This is a genomic window from Armatimonadota bacterium (genome assembly GCA_025059775.1).
In the GTDB taxonomy this organism is placed as follows: Bacteria; Sysuimicrobiota; Sysuimicrobiia; order Sysuimicrobiales; family Sysuimicrobiaceae; genus Sysuimicrobium.
In genome coordinates, this window is the sequence record JANXCW010000007.1 from 38284 (window position 1) to 53023 (window position 14740).

Annotated in this window: 13 protein-coding genes; all 13 read left to right on the plus strand. The window is 70.1% G+C overall.

The features are described 5' to 3' along the window. The first annotated feature begins 2 nt into the window (after positions 1 to 2). Genes N0A24_06655 through N0A24_06715 form a run of 13 tightly spaced genes read left to right on the plus strand, consistent with a single transcriptional unit; the run spans position 3 to position 14737 of the window. Positions 3 to 524, plus strand: a complete 522-nt coding sequence (locus N0A24_06655; protein MCS7173061.1) for a class I SAM-dependent methyltransferase — start codon at positions 3 to 5, stop codon at positions 522 to 524. Continuing rightward, positions 521 to 1726 (plus strand): glycosyltransferase family 4 protein, encoded by a 1206-nt coding sequence (locus N0A24_06660; GenBank protein ID MCS7173062.1) that lies wholly within the window; start codon positions 521 to 523, stop codon positions 1724 to 1726. The genes N0A24_06655 and N0A24_06660 overlap by 4 nt, the downstream gene beginning before the upstream one ends. After that, positions 1723 to 3045, plus strand: a complete 1323-nt coding sequence (locus N0A24_06665; protein MCS7173063.1) for a hypothetical protein — start codon at positions 1723 to 1725, stop codon at positions 3043 to 3045. The genes N0A24_06660 and N0A24_06665 overlap by 4 nt, the downstream gene beginning before the upstream one ends. After that, positions 3042 to 4154 carry a polysaccharide pyruvyl transferase family protein gene (locus tag N0A24_06670; protein MCS7173064.1) on the plus strand — a complete coding sequence of 371 codons (1113 nt, stop codon included), beginning with the start codon at positions 3042 to 3044 and terminating at the stop codon, positions 4152 to 4154. Before N0A24_06665 ends, N0A24_06670 begins: the two co-directional genes overlap by 4 nt. An 11-nt stretch (positions 4155 to 4165) precedes the next feature. Next, positions 4166 to 5383 (plus strand): glycosyltransferase family 4 protein, encoded by a 1218-nt coding sequence (locus tag N0A24_06675; GenBank protein ID MCS7173065.1) that lies wholly within the window; start codon positions 4166 to 4168, stop codon positions 5381 to 5383. Then, entirely contained in the window at positions 5380 to 6225 is an 846-nt protein-coding gene (locus N0A24_06680) for an ABC transporter permease (GenBank protein MCS7173066.1), read from the plus strand. Before N0A24_06675 ends, N0A24_06680 begins: the two co-directional genes overlap by 4 nt. Before the next feature lie 10 nt (positions 6226 to 6235). After that, entirely contained in the window at positions 6236 to 8683 is a 2448-nt protein-coding gene (locus N0A24_06685) for an ABC transporter ATP-binding protein (GenBank protein ID MCS7173067.1), read from the plus strand. Next, entirely contained in the window at positions 8684 to 9829 is a 1146-nt protein-coding gene (locus N0A24_06690; protein ID MCS7173068.1) for a hypothetical protein, read from the plus strand. Continuing rightward, a complete protein-coding gene (locus N0A24_06695; GenBank protein MCS7173069.1) occupies positions 9829 to 10722 on the plus strand; it encodes a glycosyltransferase family 2 protein in 894 nt (297 codons plus the stop codon). The genes N0A24_06690 and N0A24_06695 overlap by 1 nt, the downstream gene beginning before the upstream one ends. Next, positions 10722 to 11429 (plus strand): PIG-L family deacetylase, encoded by a 708-nt coding sequence (locus N0A24_06700; GenBank protein ID MCS7173070.1) that lies wholly within the window; start codon positions 10722 to 10724, stop codon positions 11427 to 11429. The genes N0A24_06695 and N0A24_06700 overlap by 1 nt, the downstream gene beginning before the upstream one ends. Next, positions 11426 to 12814 carry a glycosyltransferase family 4 protein gene (locus N0A24_06705; GenBank protein MCS7173071.1) on the plus strand — a complete coding sequence of 463 codons (1389 nt, stop codon included), beginning with the start codon at positions 11426 to 11428 and terminating at the stop codon, positions 12812 to 12814. Before N0A24_06700 ends, N0A24_06705 begins: the two co-directional genes overlap by 4 nt. Further along, positions 12807 to 13733, plus strand: coding sequence for a glycosyltransferase family 2 protein (locus N0A24_06710; protein ID MCS7173072.1), 927 nt, complete (start codon positions 12807 to 12809; stop codon positions 13731 to 13733). Before N0A24_06705 ends, N0A24_06710 begins: the two co-directional genes overlap by 8 nt. Next, on the plus strand, positions 13730 to 14737 hold the full coding sequence (locus tag N0A24_06715) for a glycosyltransferase family 2 protein (protein ID MCS7173073.1): 1008 nt from the start codon (positions 13730 to 13732) through the stop codon (positions 14735 to 14737). The genes N0A24_06710 and N0A24_06715 overlap by 4 nt, the downstream gene beginning before the upstream one ends. Positions 14738 to 14740 lie beyond the last annotated feature (3 nt).

Below are 14740 nucleotides of genomic sequence, written 5' to 3' on the forward strand. Positions count from 1 at the left end.
CCGTGCGCGCCTGGGACCTGGACCTGCTCTTCTCGGCCTACCCCTACTTCATCTTCTTCCTGCTCCCCCACGTCGATCGGTACGTGGGGATGGATGTGGACGCCCGACGGCGTCCGGACGTGGTCGGGTCCGCCCACCGCCTTCCGTTCCGCGACCGGGTCGCGGACACGGTCCTGTGTACGGAGGTCCTGGAGCACTGCTACGAGCCCCACGACTACTTCCGGTTCACCCGCTACGGGCTTGCGCTGTTGCTGGACCGGGCGGGCCTGCGTGTCGTGCGGGCGGAGCGGATCGGCGGGGTGTTCGCGCTGTGCGGGGCCCGGCTCACGGAGGTCACTTGCAAGACGCTGGCCCGGGCCCTGAAGCTCCTGCCGCGGCCTCTGGCGCGTGCTGCGGTGATGGGCCTCTACCTGCTCATGACCGCGGCATCCTTGGCCGCCTCCCGGCTGTTCGACTGGGTGGACCGGACCGACGCCATCGGCTGGATCGTGCTTGCGCAGCGGCCCGTGGAGGAAGCGGTATGAGGATCTGCCTCGTGACCTCCAGTTTCCTGCCGCAGGTGGGTGGGGCGGAGATCGTGGTGCACCAGCTGGCCCTGGCCCTGGTGGAGCTGGGGCACGCGGTCACGGTGCTCGCGCCCCGTTACAGCGCCCGGCTGCGGCGGGTTCTCCCCTACCGCCTGGAGACGTTCCTGCCCGGCACCCTCACCCTGCTGAACCGCAACGACCGGTTGGGCGAAGCGTTCCTTCTGGGGACGCTTGCGCGGATGCGGGGGCGGTTCGACGTCTTGAACCTGCACTTCGCCCTGCCTCTCGGCCCCGCCTTCGTGCGCCACCGCTGGGTGGTGGGTGCCCCGCTCCTGTTGACCTTCCACGGGACGGACATCCAGACCGACCCCGCCATCGGGTACGGCCTGCGCCTGGACCCCCAACTCGACCGCAAAATCCGGCTCACCGCGAACGACGCAGACGGGCTTGTGGCCATCAGCCCCTCGGTGCGGGCGGCCATCGGCGAGATGCTCGCCCCGCCCCGACCCGTCTTCGACATCCCCAACGGGGTGGACGTCCGGCGGCTCTCCCAGGAACGTCCCCGGGGCCGGTTCCGGGCCCGGCTCGGGATCCCTCCCGAAGCTCCGCTCCTCCTCGCCGTGGGCCGCAACCACCCCAAGAAGGGATTCGACCTCCTGTTGGAGGCCGCGCGCTTGGTGGCCCAAGACGAGCCGCGGGTCCACTGTGCCGTCGTCGGCCGGGGGGTGACCCAGCTCCGTCCTCTCGCCGAGCGCCTTGGCCTCCGGGGTCAGGTGCACCTCGTAGAGGAGCTCAGCCCTCGGTTCGACGGCCGCCAGGTTCCCCTCTTCCCCCCCGAGGAGGTGGTAGACGCCTACCGGGACTGCGACGTGTACGTCTCTCCGTCCCGGATGGAAGGCTCCTCCCTCGCAGTACTCGAGGCCCTGGCCGCGGGGTGCGCGGTGGTGGTCACGGACGCTCCCGGCAACCGGGACGCGGTGCGGGACGGCGAAAACGGCCTTTTGTGTCCGCCCGAAGACCCCAAGGCGCTGAGCCAACGGATCCTGCGGCTGTTGCGTGATCCTCGCCTCCGCACACGGCTCGGTGAGGCCGCTCGTGCCTCCGCCCTTGCTCTTGACTGGCAGAAGGTGGCCGCACGGTACGCCGACGCATACGCCGTGGTGGCGAGGGTGACCGACCGCGTGGAGGTGGCAACGTGAGCGGGTGGATCGCGATCGGCAGACCTGAACTCGTAGATTCCCGAACCGTACGGGTTCGCATCGAGGCCTCCCCAGGGGTCGCCCGGTACTTCCGGGTCCACGGCTTCGAGGTCGCCTACAGTCAGCCCGTGGGCCATGCTCCGGCCTCCTTGCTGGTCCTTCCCGCCATCGCAAACGCCGCCCCCGTCTGCTGGGCCACGGGAGCGGACCTCCGCCTCGCATGCGTAGACGCCGCATTCCTCCAGGCTCTTGAGGACCTACGCGACAAGATCTCGGAGTTCTACCCCACCCTCCCCTGCACCACACGGGTGCTGGCGGAGGAGGTGGAGGGGAACCGGATCGGGGGGAACGAGGTGGGTCTGCTGTTCAGCGGGGGTGTGGACTCCACCGCTTCCCTGGTCCGCCATCGGCTGGAGAACCCGCACCTCGTCATGATCCACGGGGCCGATATCCCGCTGCGGGATCGAAGGCAGTGGGTCCGGGCTCTCGAGGCGAACCGGCGGCTCGCTGTGGCAGAAGGCTTGGTCCTGCACACCGTCCGGTCCAACTTCCGGGAAGTCCTGAACTCTGCGGAGCTGAACGCGGATTTCTCTCCGGCCCTACTGGGTCGCTCCTGGTGGGCCGGCATCCAGCATGGCCTTGCCCTCCTCGGCCTTCTGGCGCCGCTGTCGGCAGCCGCGGGGTGGAACCGGGTACTCATTGCGGCCACATACCCGCGCCACGTCCGTCGGCCGCACGGATCCCACCCCCAATTGGACTCCCGGGTCCGATGGGCGGATCTTGCGGTGACCCACGACTCGAACGATCTCTCCCGGTTCGAGAAGATCCGAGACCTCCTCATCCCTTACTACGGGTCCAGATCCGTGAAGCCCACCCTCCGGATCTGCCTCGCACCTCCCCCGTCTGGCCTCAACTGCGGCCGCTGCGAGAAGTGCGTGCGAACCATTGTGGCCCTGCTACTTGCGGGAGCGGATCCCCGGGCTTACGGCTTGCCCTACCATCCGAGCGCACTCCTGCTCGCGCAGGACCGGCTGTTGCAGGGGTACTACAAGCTGACCGCCGGGCACATCCCCCACTGGCAGGAGCTGCAGCGGCGAATACCGGAGACTCCGCCCTGGCCCCAACCCGCAGCGTTCTTCGCATGGCTTCGGGACGCGGACTTCGCTGACCTCCTTAGAATCTCGGAGCAGCGTCAAAAGAAGGAGCGCGAAGCCCTCGAAAGGTCGCCGTGCATGCGGTGGGCACACGCACTCAGAGCCTCTGTCCGCAAAACCCTTCGGGGAGCCGCCTGGAGGCTCTCGCTCCGAGGCTGGACATGAGGATCCACCACTTCTATCCCCGCACGTCCAACCTCGGCGACCGTTTCGTGGCTCTGGGCATCGAGCGCCTGTTCCGGTCCTTGGTTCCCGAGGCCGTGTCCGTCTCCTTTGATGTGAACGACCGGGGATCGGATCCGGAGGCGTACGGGATCACCCTTCGCACGGTGGAACGGGCCAACCGGGAGGCGGACCTCGTGGTGGTGGGGGGCTCCAACCTCTACGAGGCAGTTCCGGGGAGGAATCGATGGGGTGTCCACCTGGACCCCTCAGCCCTCCCCCGGCTCCGGGTACCGATGCTCCTCGTTGGCATCGGCACGGGATCGGATCCCGGTGCGCGCAGGCCGACCCCGCCCACTCCCCAGGTGGCGGAGGAGATCCGGCTGCTGAACCGGTACGCGGTGTTTTCGGGCGTGCGGGATGTGGTGACCCTGGAGTGGCTGCAAGCCCTGGGCGTCTCCACGGCGCAGCTTCTGGGGGATCCCGCCACCTTTCTCTTCTGCCTTCCGGTCCGGGAGCCCAGGCAGGTGCGTCGGGTTGCCCTGGTACCCCCGCCTCGGCGTCCCTACTGGGAGAGATGGAGGCGCATCCGGTTCTGGGATATGCGGGGGCCGAACTTGTGGCGCGCCATGGCGGACCTCGTCCGAGAGCTCGTGGCTTCAGGCCTGGAGGTCTGGGTGATGTGCAACGACCCCCGGGACGTGTCTCTCGTACGAGACCTGTTCGCATACGGCCGGCTGGCTATCGAGCTCGCTTCCTCCGCGGAGTCGTACCTGGCGCTCCTCCAGGAGATGGACGCGGTGGTGACAGCCCGCCTCCATACCGCGGTGGTGGCGCTCTCCCTCGGTATCCCGTTCGTACTCGTGGATCTCGATCAGCGCACCCACGGATTCGTACGCACCTTTGGCCTCGGCGAGTGGACGGTTCCCTATGCCTGGGCAGGGATGACCTCGCACCTCCGGCGCCGGGTGCTGCATCTGGTCTCCGGGAAGACGGACTGGAGGCCGTTCGTGGCGAAGCGGGACGAGATGCGCGATCGCGCCCTGGCGATGCTGCGGGGGGCCATTGCCGTGGGTCCCGCCGCGGAACCGCCCGCGGTCCGCATCCGATGAGAGGCAAGAACATGCGGATCTGCCTCCTCTGCCAGGAGTACCCGCCTGAGGTCAAGGGTGGCGGGATCGGCACGTACACGCACACCCTGGCTCGGGCGCTTGCACGCACCGGGTGCCGGGTACACGTGGTGGCCCGGGCCGTGGGTGTGCCGCGCAGCGAGCTGGAGGAAGGCGTGGTGGTGCACCGGGTGGCGTCGCCCCCGGACTTGCTCCGCAAAGCCGCGTGGCCATTCACGGGCCCGCAGAGCTTCCTCGACGCTTACGCGCACTCCCGGGCCGCGGCCAGAAAGGTCCTGGAACTCTTCTGGGCCGAAGGCCTGGACGTGGTGCAGTCGCCCGAGCACGGAGCCGAAGGTCTGGCCGCGTTGCGGAGCTTGCCGCAGCTCCCGCACGTGGTGCGGCTCCACACCCCCCTCTTCCTGGTGCACGAGGCCGTGGGCCGCACGCTCAGCCCCGGCGCTTGGGTGGTGCACTTCATGGAGCGGGCGGCGGTGCGACGCGCCACCCTCAACACCTGCGCCAGCCGGGCCCTGGCCCTCGCGGTGGCGCGGCGGTTCGGGATCCGGCCCGGCCGCATCCGGGTGGTGCCCAACGCGGTGGACCCTGAACTGTTCTCGCCCGCTGCCTCCCCCCCTTCGGGCGAACCCTCGGTTCTGTACGTGGGCAAGCTCGCGCCCCTCAAGGGGGTCCTGGTCCTGGCAGAGGCCGTCCCTCGGGTGCTGGCGCGGGTTCCGGAAGCCCGGTTTGTGTGCGTGGGCTCCGACCACACCACCCCGAGCGGTTCTACCCGGGAGTGGATGCGGCAGGTGCTGAGGAAAGCGGGAGCCGAGGGCGCTGTGCGGTTTCTGGACCCAGTCCCGCGGGCTGAGCTTGTGGACCTATACCGGCGCGCCCACGTGGTGGTGCTGCCCACCTACTGGGACAACTTCCCCAACACGGTGCTGGAGGCCCTGAGCTGCGGGGTTCCCGTGGTGGCCAGTGCCGCCGGCGGAATCCCGGAGATCGTCACCCACGGGCAGGAGGGGCTCCTCGTCCCGCCCGGGGATCCCGAGCGACTCGCGGAGTCGGTGGCCGCGCTCCTTCTCGACCCCGGCCGCCGTGCCGACATGGGGCAGGCGGCCCGGGACCGGGTGGTGCGGGAGTACACTCCGCACCGCGTGGCGCAGCGGACGCTCGAGATCTATGAGGAGGCCATGCGCCGCCACGCGGAGCTCCGGAGGAGCGCATGATCGGCACCCGTCCCCTACCGGAAGTGGTGATCCGGGCGGAGGATCCACCGCCAGGGTTGCTAGCGGGCCTGCGGGAGCTGGTGGCGCACCGGGAGTTGCTGTGGGCCCTCGGGATGCGGGAAGTACGGGTGCGCTACAAGCAGTCCCTGCTGGGGGTGGCGTGGGCCGCCATCCAGCCGCTTTTCATGATGTTCATCTTCACCGTGGTGTTTGGCCGGTTCGCACGGCTCCCGAGTGAGGGAGTCCCCTATCCCGTCTTCTCCTACACGGCCCTGCTGCCATGGAACTTCTTCTCCTCCGCGGTCTCCTCGGCCATCACCAGCGTGGCCGCCGGCGGCGCCCTCATCAAGAAGGTGTACTTCCCCCGGGCGGTGCTGCCCCTGGCGAGCATGGTCACCAGTGCCGTGGACTTCCTCGTCTCCGCGGGGGTGTTCGGGCTGCTGCTCGCCTTCTACGGGGTGTCCGTGAGCTGGCACGCCCTCTACCTGGTCCCCCTCCTCGTGCTCCAACTGACCTTCATGGTGGGGCTGTCGCTGCTGTTGGGTGCCTTCAACGCCTACTACCGGGACGTGCGCTACGTCCTGCCCATCGCCCTGCAGGTGTGGCTGTACGCCACGCCCGTGGTTTGGTCCATGGCCATGGTGCCGGAACGCTACCGCGTGTGGTACGCGCTCCTGAATCCCATGGCTGCCGTCGTCGAGGGGTGGCGGGCCGCGGTGCTGCGGGCCTCGGCCCCCGATGGGCTGTTGGTGGCCGCCGCAGCCGCCACGGCCCTGGTCGCCCTCGTCGGAGGCTACCGGTACTTCCACTACGTGGAGCGCAACTTCGCGGACGTGATCTAGGGGGTCGCGGGTGAGCTACGCGGTGCGCTTCGAACGGGTTTCCAAGAGCTACCGGAAAGGGTCGGCCCGGTACCGGTCCCTCCGGGACGACCTCACGGCGCTGCTCACCCCCTGGTCGTGGGCGCGCAGGCGCGAGGAGTTCTGGGCCCTGCGGGACGTGAGCTTCGAGGTCCCCCGAGGGGGGGCCCTGGGGATCATCGGCCCCAACGGGAGCGGCAAGAGCACCACCCTGAAGCTCATCGCCCGCATCACCCACCCCACCGAGGGGGTCATCCGGATCCGGGGCCGGGTGGGCGCCCTCATCGAGGTGGGCGCCGGCATCCACCCGGAGCTCACGGGCCGGGAGAACGTCTTCGTGTACGGGTCCATCCTGGGCCTCCGGGCCCGGGAGATCCGCCGCCGGTTTGACGAGATCGTGGCGTTCGCGGAGATCGGGCCCTTCGTGGACACGCCCGTCAAGCACTACTCCTCCGGGATGCAGGTACGGCTGGGATTTGCCGTGGCCGCCCACATGGACGTGGACGTGCTGCTGGTGGACGAGGTGCTGGCCGTGGGAGATGCGGCGTTCCAGAGCAAGTGCCTGCGCCGCATCCGGGAGCTGCGGGACCAGGGCGTCACCATCCTGCTGGTGAGCCACCAGCTCGCGAACGTCCAGCGCATCTGCCCGGACGCCCTCCTCCTGGTCGGGGGCCGGATCGCGGCCCAGGGCCCGACCCCGGAGGTCATCGCCGCCTACTACCGCTACCTGGACGAAGCAGGCGCCTCGAGTCCGGACGCCGCCCTGCGTCCCGGAGTGCCGGCGCCACACAGGGACCACCCGGTGCAGATCACCGCGGTGCGCCTGATGGACCGTTCCGGACAGGAGCGGTCCGCGTTCCGGATGGGCGAGGACCTGGTGGTCCGGGTGGAGTACGAGGCGCGGGAGCGCGTGGAGCGCCCACAGGTCTCCGTGAGCTTCAACAGCAGCGACTGGACGGTGTACACGGGCATGGACACGAAAAACGAGGGGTTCAGTATCCCCGCCATGGAGGGTCGCGGGTGGGTAGATGTGGTGGTGCCGCAGCTGGGGCTTGGGCCGGGCCTGTACGAGGTGAATGTGGGGATCTGGGACGAGACCCTCACGGCCCCCTACGACTGGCGGTGGGGGATCCGCCGGTTCGTGGTGGACACCAACCGGGCCCTGTTCGCGGGCCGGTTCGTGCTCCCGCACACGTGGTCCTGGCAGGCCGCACCGGAACCCAAAGCCCCTGCGGCGACCACGGCCGCGCACGAACAGGGTCCCGCGGCCTTAGACCGGTTCCAGCAGGCCCTGCTGGGCGCCCTGCACGCCTTCCTCAACGGTGAGTTCGTCGTGCCCTCAAGCCGCCGGAGGGAGCTGGCGCGGCCCGTGGACCTCCGGGCCACCCGGGTGGCCTGGGATGTACTCCAGCAGCCGGTGGCAGCCCTCCGCCAACTCCAGGGAGCGCTGCCCGGCCGGGTTCGGGAGCTCGCGGAGGAAGGGGCGTCTGTGCGGTTTTTGCCCTTCGCGCGGGCGGCGGAGCTGCTCGCGGCGCTGTACCGGGAGCTCGACCGGCACCTCCGGGACGGTGCAGAGCCGGACCGGAAGGTGCGGGTGCTGCGGGCATTCGATCCTGCGACGTACCGGGAGCGGGGACTTGCGGCGGTGGTGCAGCTTGGGGAGTACGTGCGAGAAGAGCTCGCTCCTCACCTGCTTGGGTTTTACCTGCACGGAAGCCTCTCCACCCTGGACTACACCCCTTACTCGGACCTGGATGACCTCCTCGTGGTGCGGCGGGAAACGCTGCTGGATCCGGAGCGGCTTGCGGAGTGCGCGCGGCGCTGTGTGGAGGCCACGCGCTTTCTGTACGAGCACGACCCCCTGCAGCACCACGGCCACTTCGTCCTCACCGAGCTCGACCTCCACCGCTACCCGCCCGCTCATCTGCCAAGCGCGGTTTTGCCGTACACCACCGCGGTGGTAGGCCCCTCCGAGTTCCGGATCAGGGGCGAGGATGGAACGGAGGCCCGTAGGTGGCAGGCTGAGGAGATGGCAAGGCGCCTGGCGCGGCCCGGCCCTCCACCCCGCAACATGTGGGAGCTGAAGGACCTGTTGGCCCGGGTGATGCTGCTGCCGGCCCTGTACCTGGGAGCGTTGGGCGAGCCCTGCTACAAGAAGTTCGCGTTCGAGCGGGCTCGGCCCCACTTCGACGGAGCGTGGCGGGCGGTGGAGATCGCCACGGAGCTGCGGGCGCGGTGGTCCTACCGGCCGGGCCTGCGGGAGCACCTCCTGCGTGCGGTGGGTCTGGGGTACCTGCGGAACCCCGTCCTGTACCGGCGCCTCGTCGCCAGGCACGCACCACCGATCCCGCCCAAGCTAAACCGATACCTGGCCCTCACGGGCTTCTACGCAGAGGTGCGGCGGTTCGCCGCGCGGGCCCTGCAGCGCCTGGAGGGATAGGTGCGGGTCTACCGGGACGTGCAGCTCCTCACCCATGCGGAGTACGTCCGGGTCCTGGACCGGTTCGTGGGATACGTGTCGCGACTGCCCCACGTGCGGGCCGTGCTCCGGTTCGGCAGCCTTCAGCACCCCGGGATCTCGGATCTGGACGTGCTCGTGGTGGTGGCAGACGACGCCGACGCATGGACCCTGGAGGGGATCCGGGCGGCCACCCAGGGATGGGCGCTGGCCCAGTACCTGTTTGCCCACCAGCCCCTGGTGGTACCCGAGGGCGAGGTGTCCCGGGTGCGGTGGGTGCATAGCCTCTACAGTCTGGAGCAGGTATGGGGTGCACCCCTCCCCATCCCACCACCCCCCTCTGAGCTGGTCCCGTGGCTCGTCCTCGCGGAGTACGTGGACTTCACGTTTTCCGTCCGTTCCGTCCTGCGGTCCCTGGAGGGAGGGGACGTAGGATTGCGGGGTCTTTTGTTGCTTCTCACCTCCTGCGTCCACTCCCTGCGGTTGGCCGCGGACCTTCTTGGAGAACCGGTGCACGAGGAGGCCGAGGAAATGGTGCAGCGGCTACGGAACCGGGCGTGTGAGGGGGTCGCGGATTTCCAGGGGGCAAAGGAAGCCACCACGGCGCTGGTGCGGAGGCTGCGGGAGGCAGATTGGAGCCTGGCGGAATTCCTGATGCAGAGCGGGGTGGTGGCCCCCGAGCCCGTACGGGAGTGCGTGCCGTGGGCGGACGGTCGGTACTACCTCTTCGAGTATCCCCCCCGCCACGGGAACTTCGCCGCCTCCACGTCCCTCGCGGGTCTGTGGTGGCGCCACGTGGGAGTAGATCCCCGGGTGGACGTCTACCCCGCCTTCTACCTAGCCCAGTTCTCCACCTATGCCCGCTCCCAGGGGCCCCTCGGCCGCGCCCACCGCCTCCTGTTCGGATCTCGTTTCGACCGTCTGATCACCAGCCCCGCCTACACGGAGGTCCTGAGGGAGCGGATTGAAGTGGTGGAGCGGCTCTATCGGGTTGTGCGCCGGGGCAACCTGCTCCCGATGGTGCCTCTCGGCATCGGGTTCCACAGGCCCGAGGCGATCCGGCCGTCCCGCCGGCGTCGTTGGCTCCGTCCCCTCGTGCTGCGGCAGCTGCTGCGCGGAGGTAGGTGATGTTCTCCGTGGTCATCCCTACCTACAACCGGGCAAATACCCTCCGCCTCACCCTCCGGAGCGTGCTCGCCCAGCAGGCGGAGATCCCGTACGAGGTGATCGTGGTGGACAACAACTCCGCCGACCGAACCCGGGAGGTGGTGGAGGAGCTGGAGCGGGGAGCCCCCGTGCCGGTGCGGTATGTGCTGGAGCCGGTGCAGGGCTCCAGCGCGGCCCGCAACGCGGGGGCCGCGGCGGCCCGGGGCGGCATCGTGGCATTCCTGGACGACGACGTGGTGGCGCAGCCCGACTGGCTCATGGCCCTCGCAGGCGCCTACGCTCAAGTTCCCGATGCCTGGGCCGTGGGGGGAAGGGTCACCCTCAGGTTCTCGGGTCCGCTTCCGGCGTGGCTTTCTCCCCTCGACGGGCTCGTGGCCAGCTACCTCAGCGAGCAGGACCTGGGGGACGGGCTTCTGCGGATCGAGTACCCCCGGGGCCTCATCAGCGCCAACCTCTCCGTCCGGCGGGAGGCTCTGGAACGGGTGGGCGGGTTCAGCGGGCGACTGGGGCGGTTCGGCAACCGGCTTTTGAGCGGCGAAGACCTCGAGCTGTGCCGGCGCATCCAGCGGGCGGGGGGAGAGGTGTACTACTGCGGCGGGGCCTGCGTGGCGCACCTGGTGACTCCGGAGCGGCTCACCCGAGCCTTCTTCCGCCGACGCGCCTACTGGCAGGGCCGTACGGAGGCGGTCTTCTCGCAGCGACGGGGGGTGGTGTCCGCGGCGGTCAAGGACGTGTTGAAGGCGGCGGCCCTGTACGCGACACAACAGCCGCAGCAGGCCCTGCGGCACGAGCTGGCGGCGTGGAAGACCCTGGGCTACCTGGTGGGGAGGATCCGGGAGGCAGGCGGGCTGTGATGCACCGGCTGCTCCTGTGTTTTGCGCAGGACCGCACCGCGGAGCTGGAGGCGGGCTCCACGCTGGTGCTGGCGCCGCACCCCGACGACGAGGTCCTGGGCTGCGGCGGGCTCATCGCCCGCAAGGTCCGCCGGGGCTTTCCTGTGTGGGTCGCGTACCTGACCGACGGGTGCCGGGGCGTCCGGGCAGACCCCTCGACCGCCGCGGCCCTGCGGGAGGGTGAGGCCCGGGAGGCAGCCGCGGTGCTGGGGGTATCCCCCCATCACCAGTTCTTCCTGCGGTTCCCCGACGGGCGGCTGTCGGAGTTCCTGGTCGCAGCGACAGAGCGGGTTGCGGCCCTCGTGCGGGAGCTGGGCGTCCGCCAGCTGTTTGCGCCGTACCGGCGCGAGTACCACCCTGACCACCTGGCCGCCTACCGGCTGGCGCGCGCCTGCCTGCGCCCGGGCATGCGCCTGTACGAGTACCCCGTGTGGTTCGGCCCGTGGATGTGGCGGCGGCTGCGCGGGCGCGCCCGTGTGGTGGCCCTGAGCCACCTCCGGGACGCGGGGCGCGTGGTGCGGGCGGACGTGAGCGGGGTGTTGGAGCTGAAACGCCGCGCCCTCGGAGCCTACCGGTCGCAGGTGGCGGAGTTCGATTCGTCCGGGTGGGGGTCGGCCTTCCTCCGAGGGTTTCTGCAGCCGTACGAGCTGTTCTTCGAGGGGCCATGAGGGTGCTGTTTTTGACTTACGACCACCCCTTCCGCAATCGCAGCGGGGTGGCGGCGTACTGCCGCGACCTTCTGCAGGAGCTGGCAGGCCGTGGCATCGAGGTCGTACACCTGTACAGCTGCGAACGGGGTTGGACGCCGGGCCTGAAGCTGCGGCAGTGGACGGAGGGCGGAGTCCGGTTCGCCGCCGTGGTGAACTCTCCGGCTCCACCTGCCCTCTCCCCGGAGCGCCCGCTCCAGGACTGCGGCCACTCCGGCCTGGAGCGCCTGTTGGCTGGGTTCCTGCGGGACGTGCGCCCGGACGTGGTGCACGTCCACACGTTGATGGGCTTCACGGGCTCCGTGGTACAGGTGGCCAAGCGCCTCGGGTTTCCCGTGGTCCTCACCTTGCACGACTTCTGGCCCCTGTGCGCCCGGGTCTCGCTCGTCCGGCCCGACGGCACGGCCTGCACGGGGCCTGAGGGAGGGGTGAACTGCGCCCGGTTCTGCGCCGGGAAAGACAGCCTGCGGCGCAGGGCGTACCGGAGGCTCATTGCCGCCCTCCCCCGAGGGACCGTGCGCAGGGCGGTCGAAGGAGGAGCGGAACTCTACCTGCGGGCACGGGCGCGCAGTCCGCAGGAGGGGCAGGCCCGCTCCCACCGCGTCCCCCGGCTGCAAGAAGCCCGGGCCCACGGGGAGCGCGCGAGGCGCTTGCTGCAAGACCTCCTGGCCGCGGACCGGCTGCTCGCGGTCTCCCACTTCGTACGGGAAGCCTACGCGCGCCACGGGATCCCCCAGGACCGCATCACGGTGTTGCCCCTGGGCCTGGCCCTGACCGACCAGGTCCGCTGGCGGGTGCGGACCGCCAGGCACCCTGTGCGGTTCGGCTACCTGGGTCGCCTCTCGCCCCTCAAAGGCGCCCACCTCCTCGCGCAGGCCGCCGGGGGGGTTCCCGCGGACTCTGCCCGGTTCCTGTTTTTCGGGCCCGGCGGTCCCGCGCTGCGGGCGGAGCTCCAGCGGCTCGCAGGGAATCGTCCCCTGGAGTTCCGCGGGCCCTACCGCCGGGAGGACCTCCCCCGGGTGCTGGAGGAGATCGACGTGGCCGTCGTCCCCACCCTCTTCCAGGAGACCGTGGGCCTCACGGCCCTGGAGCCGCAGGCGGCGGGGATCCCCGTGATCGCCTCGGCCGCGGGAGCTCTTCCGGAGTGGGTCGCCCACGAGCACAACGGTCTCCTGTTCCCGCCGGGCGATGGGGAGGCCCTGCGCCGGCTGATCCTGCGGGTGGTGGAGGATCCGGAGCTCGTGAGCCGGCTCTCCGCCCAGACCCGCCCGCCCCGGTCCATGGCGGACCACGCGGAGGAACTCCTCGACATCTATGCGCAATGCCGGAGGGCGTGCCGTGTGTAGCGTGGACATCTCCGTGGTCATCGTGAACCACAACACCCGCCAGCTGCTGCAGGAGTGCTTGCGGTCCGTGCGGGAGGACGCCCGGCAAAGCGGCCTTGCGGTGGAGGTGATCGTGGTGGACAACGCCTCCACCGACGGCAGCCCGGAGATGGTGGCGCAGCACTTCCCCGAGGTGGTGCTCCTCCGCAGCGAGGAGAACCTCGGGTACTCCGCGGGCAACAACCTGGGCATCTGGCGCAGCCGGGGCCGCCACATCCTGCTGCTGAACTCGGACACCGTGGTGCGGCCCGGTGCTTTGCGGGAGATGTGCGCGAAGCTGGACGCGCGGCCGGACCTGGGCGCCGTGGCCCCGAAGCTCCTCAACCCAGACGGTTCCCTCCAGCAGTCGTGCTGGCGGTTTCCGCTCAAGGCCCTGCTCATTCACGCCCTCGGCCTCGGCCGGTTGGGCCTCGTGGACGACTACCGCCGCTGGGACCACCGCACGGATCGGGAGGTGGAGTGGGTGAGCTCCGCGGCCATGATGGTCCCGCGCCGCGCCTTCGAGCGGGTGGGTTTGCTGGACCCCGACTTCTTCTACGGCGCCGACACGGACTGGTGCTTTCGGGCCGCCCGGGCCGGCCTGCGCTTCCTGTCGCTTTCCCGGGCGGAGGTGGTGCACCACGGGAGAGGAAGTCGGCAAGGAGCGCCGGACCCCCGGTTTGCAGGCGGGCCGGAGGCCCAGGAGCGCTACGTGCGCAAGCACCACGGGCGGTGGGGCGTCATGGCGTTCCGGCTGCTGCTGATGCTGGCCGCGTTTCCGCGGGCCGTGCTGTGGGAACTCGCACACCGCCTGCGCCCCGGCCCGCGGATCCGAGAGCGCCGAAATCTCTACCGACGCCTTCTGACCTTCGCGGTGCGGAAGGAGGGGATCCTCGCATGATCCGGACGGCCCATCTCCGCACGGGTCTGCCCGTAGCCATACCCCCCGACTGCTCCGTGGTCATCCTCAACTGGAACAGGCGCGACCGGCTGCGGGTGGGGCTGTCGGCCCTCCGCCAGCCGTCTCCCCTGCGCCTGGAGGTGGTGGTGGTGGACAACGGCTCCACCGACGGGAGCGCCGAGATGGTGCGCGCGGAGTTCCCGGAGGTCCGGCTCGTGGAGACCGGCCGAAACTTGGGAATCGCCCGAGGCAAGAACGCGGGCATCCGCCTGACCCGTGGAGAGTTCGTGTTGGTGGCGGACGACGACGTGGTCATCACGCCGCGCCAGATCGAGGAACTGCTCCGCGTGGCCCGCGCCAACCCGCGGGCGGCGGTGGTGGCCCCCATGAAGGTGGACGACCGGGGGGAGCCCCTCTACACGTACCACGTGCCAGGGCCCTCGACCCTCGGCTTCTGGCACTTCCTCGTGGCGGAGTGGTCGCTGCAGCAGCTGGCCCGGTGGGTCAAGCGCACCCTGCGCTGGGGCGAACGCGCGCCCCACGAGAAGCAGACCCTCGCGGAGATCCCCTTCGTCGGAGGCGGGGTGATGCTGGTGCGCCGCGCGGCCGTGGAGGAGGTAGGGCTGCTGGACGAGCACATCTTCTTCTACGGCGAGGACTTCGACTGGTGCTGGCGGTTCCGGCAGAAGGGGTGGAAAATCCTGTACGCCCCCCAGGTCCGGGTGGTGGCCGCCTACGGGGTGAACGCCCGGCGCACGAAGCGGGCGTCCCTCATCTCGCTGCAGAGCCGCCGGTACCTGTTCGCAAAGCACGTGGGGCGGCGGTGGCTCCCCGCCTACGTCGCCGTCGCCCTGGTGGGACTGGGGTTCCGGCTCGTCTACTACACCCTGCAGGACCTCCTGCAGCCCGTCCCGGGCGACCTCCGGCTCAGGACGTGGCTTGCGGAATCCGTGAGGTGCCTGCTGGGCGGTTCCTGGGAAGCCCTCCCGTTGCCGCGGAGCTGAGCC

Excerpts from the sequence above, each read along its gene's own strand:
- N0A24_06660 (MCS7173062.1), top strand. The coding sequence starts at position 521 with ATGAGGATCTGCCTCGTGACCTCCAGTTTCCTGCCGCAGGTGGGTGGG.
- N0A24_06670 (MCS7173064.1), top strand. The coding sequence starts at position 3,042 with ATGAGGATCCACCACTTCTATCCCCGCACGTCCAACCTCGGCGACCGT.
- N0A24_06675 (MCS7173065.1), top strand. The coding sequence starts at position 4,166 with ATGCGGATCTGCCTCCTCTGCCAGGAGTACCCGCCTGAGGTCAAGGGT.
- N0A24_06680 (MCS7173066.1), top strand. The coding sequence starts at position 5,380 with ATGATCGGCACCCGTCCCCTACCGGAAGTGGTGATCCGGGCGGAGGAT.
- N0A24_06695 (MCS7173069.1), top strand. The coding sequence starts at position 9,829 with ATGTTCTCCGTGGTCATCCCTACCTACAACCGGGCAAATACCCTCCGC.
- N0A24_06700 (MCS7173070.1), top strand. The coding sequence starts at position 10,722 with ATGCACCGGCTGCTCCTGTGTTTTGCGCAGGACCGCACCGCGGAGCTG.
- N0A24_06705 (MCS7173071.1), top strand. The coding sequence starts at position 11,426 with ATGAGGGTGCTGTTTTTGACTTACGACCACCCCTTCCGCAATCGCAGC.
- N0A24_06715 (MCS7173073.1), top strand. The coding sequence starts at position 13,730 with ATGATCCGGACGGCCCATCTCCGCACGGGTCTGCCCGTAGCCATACCC.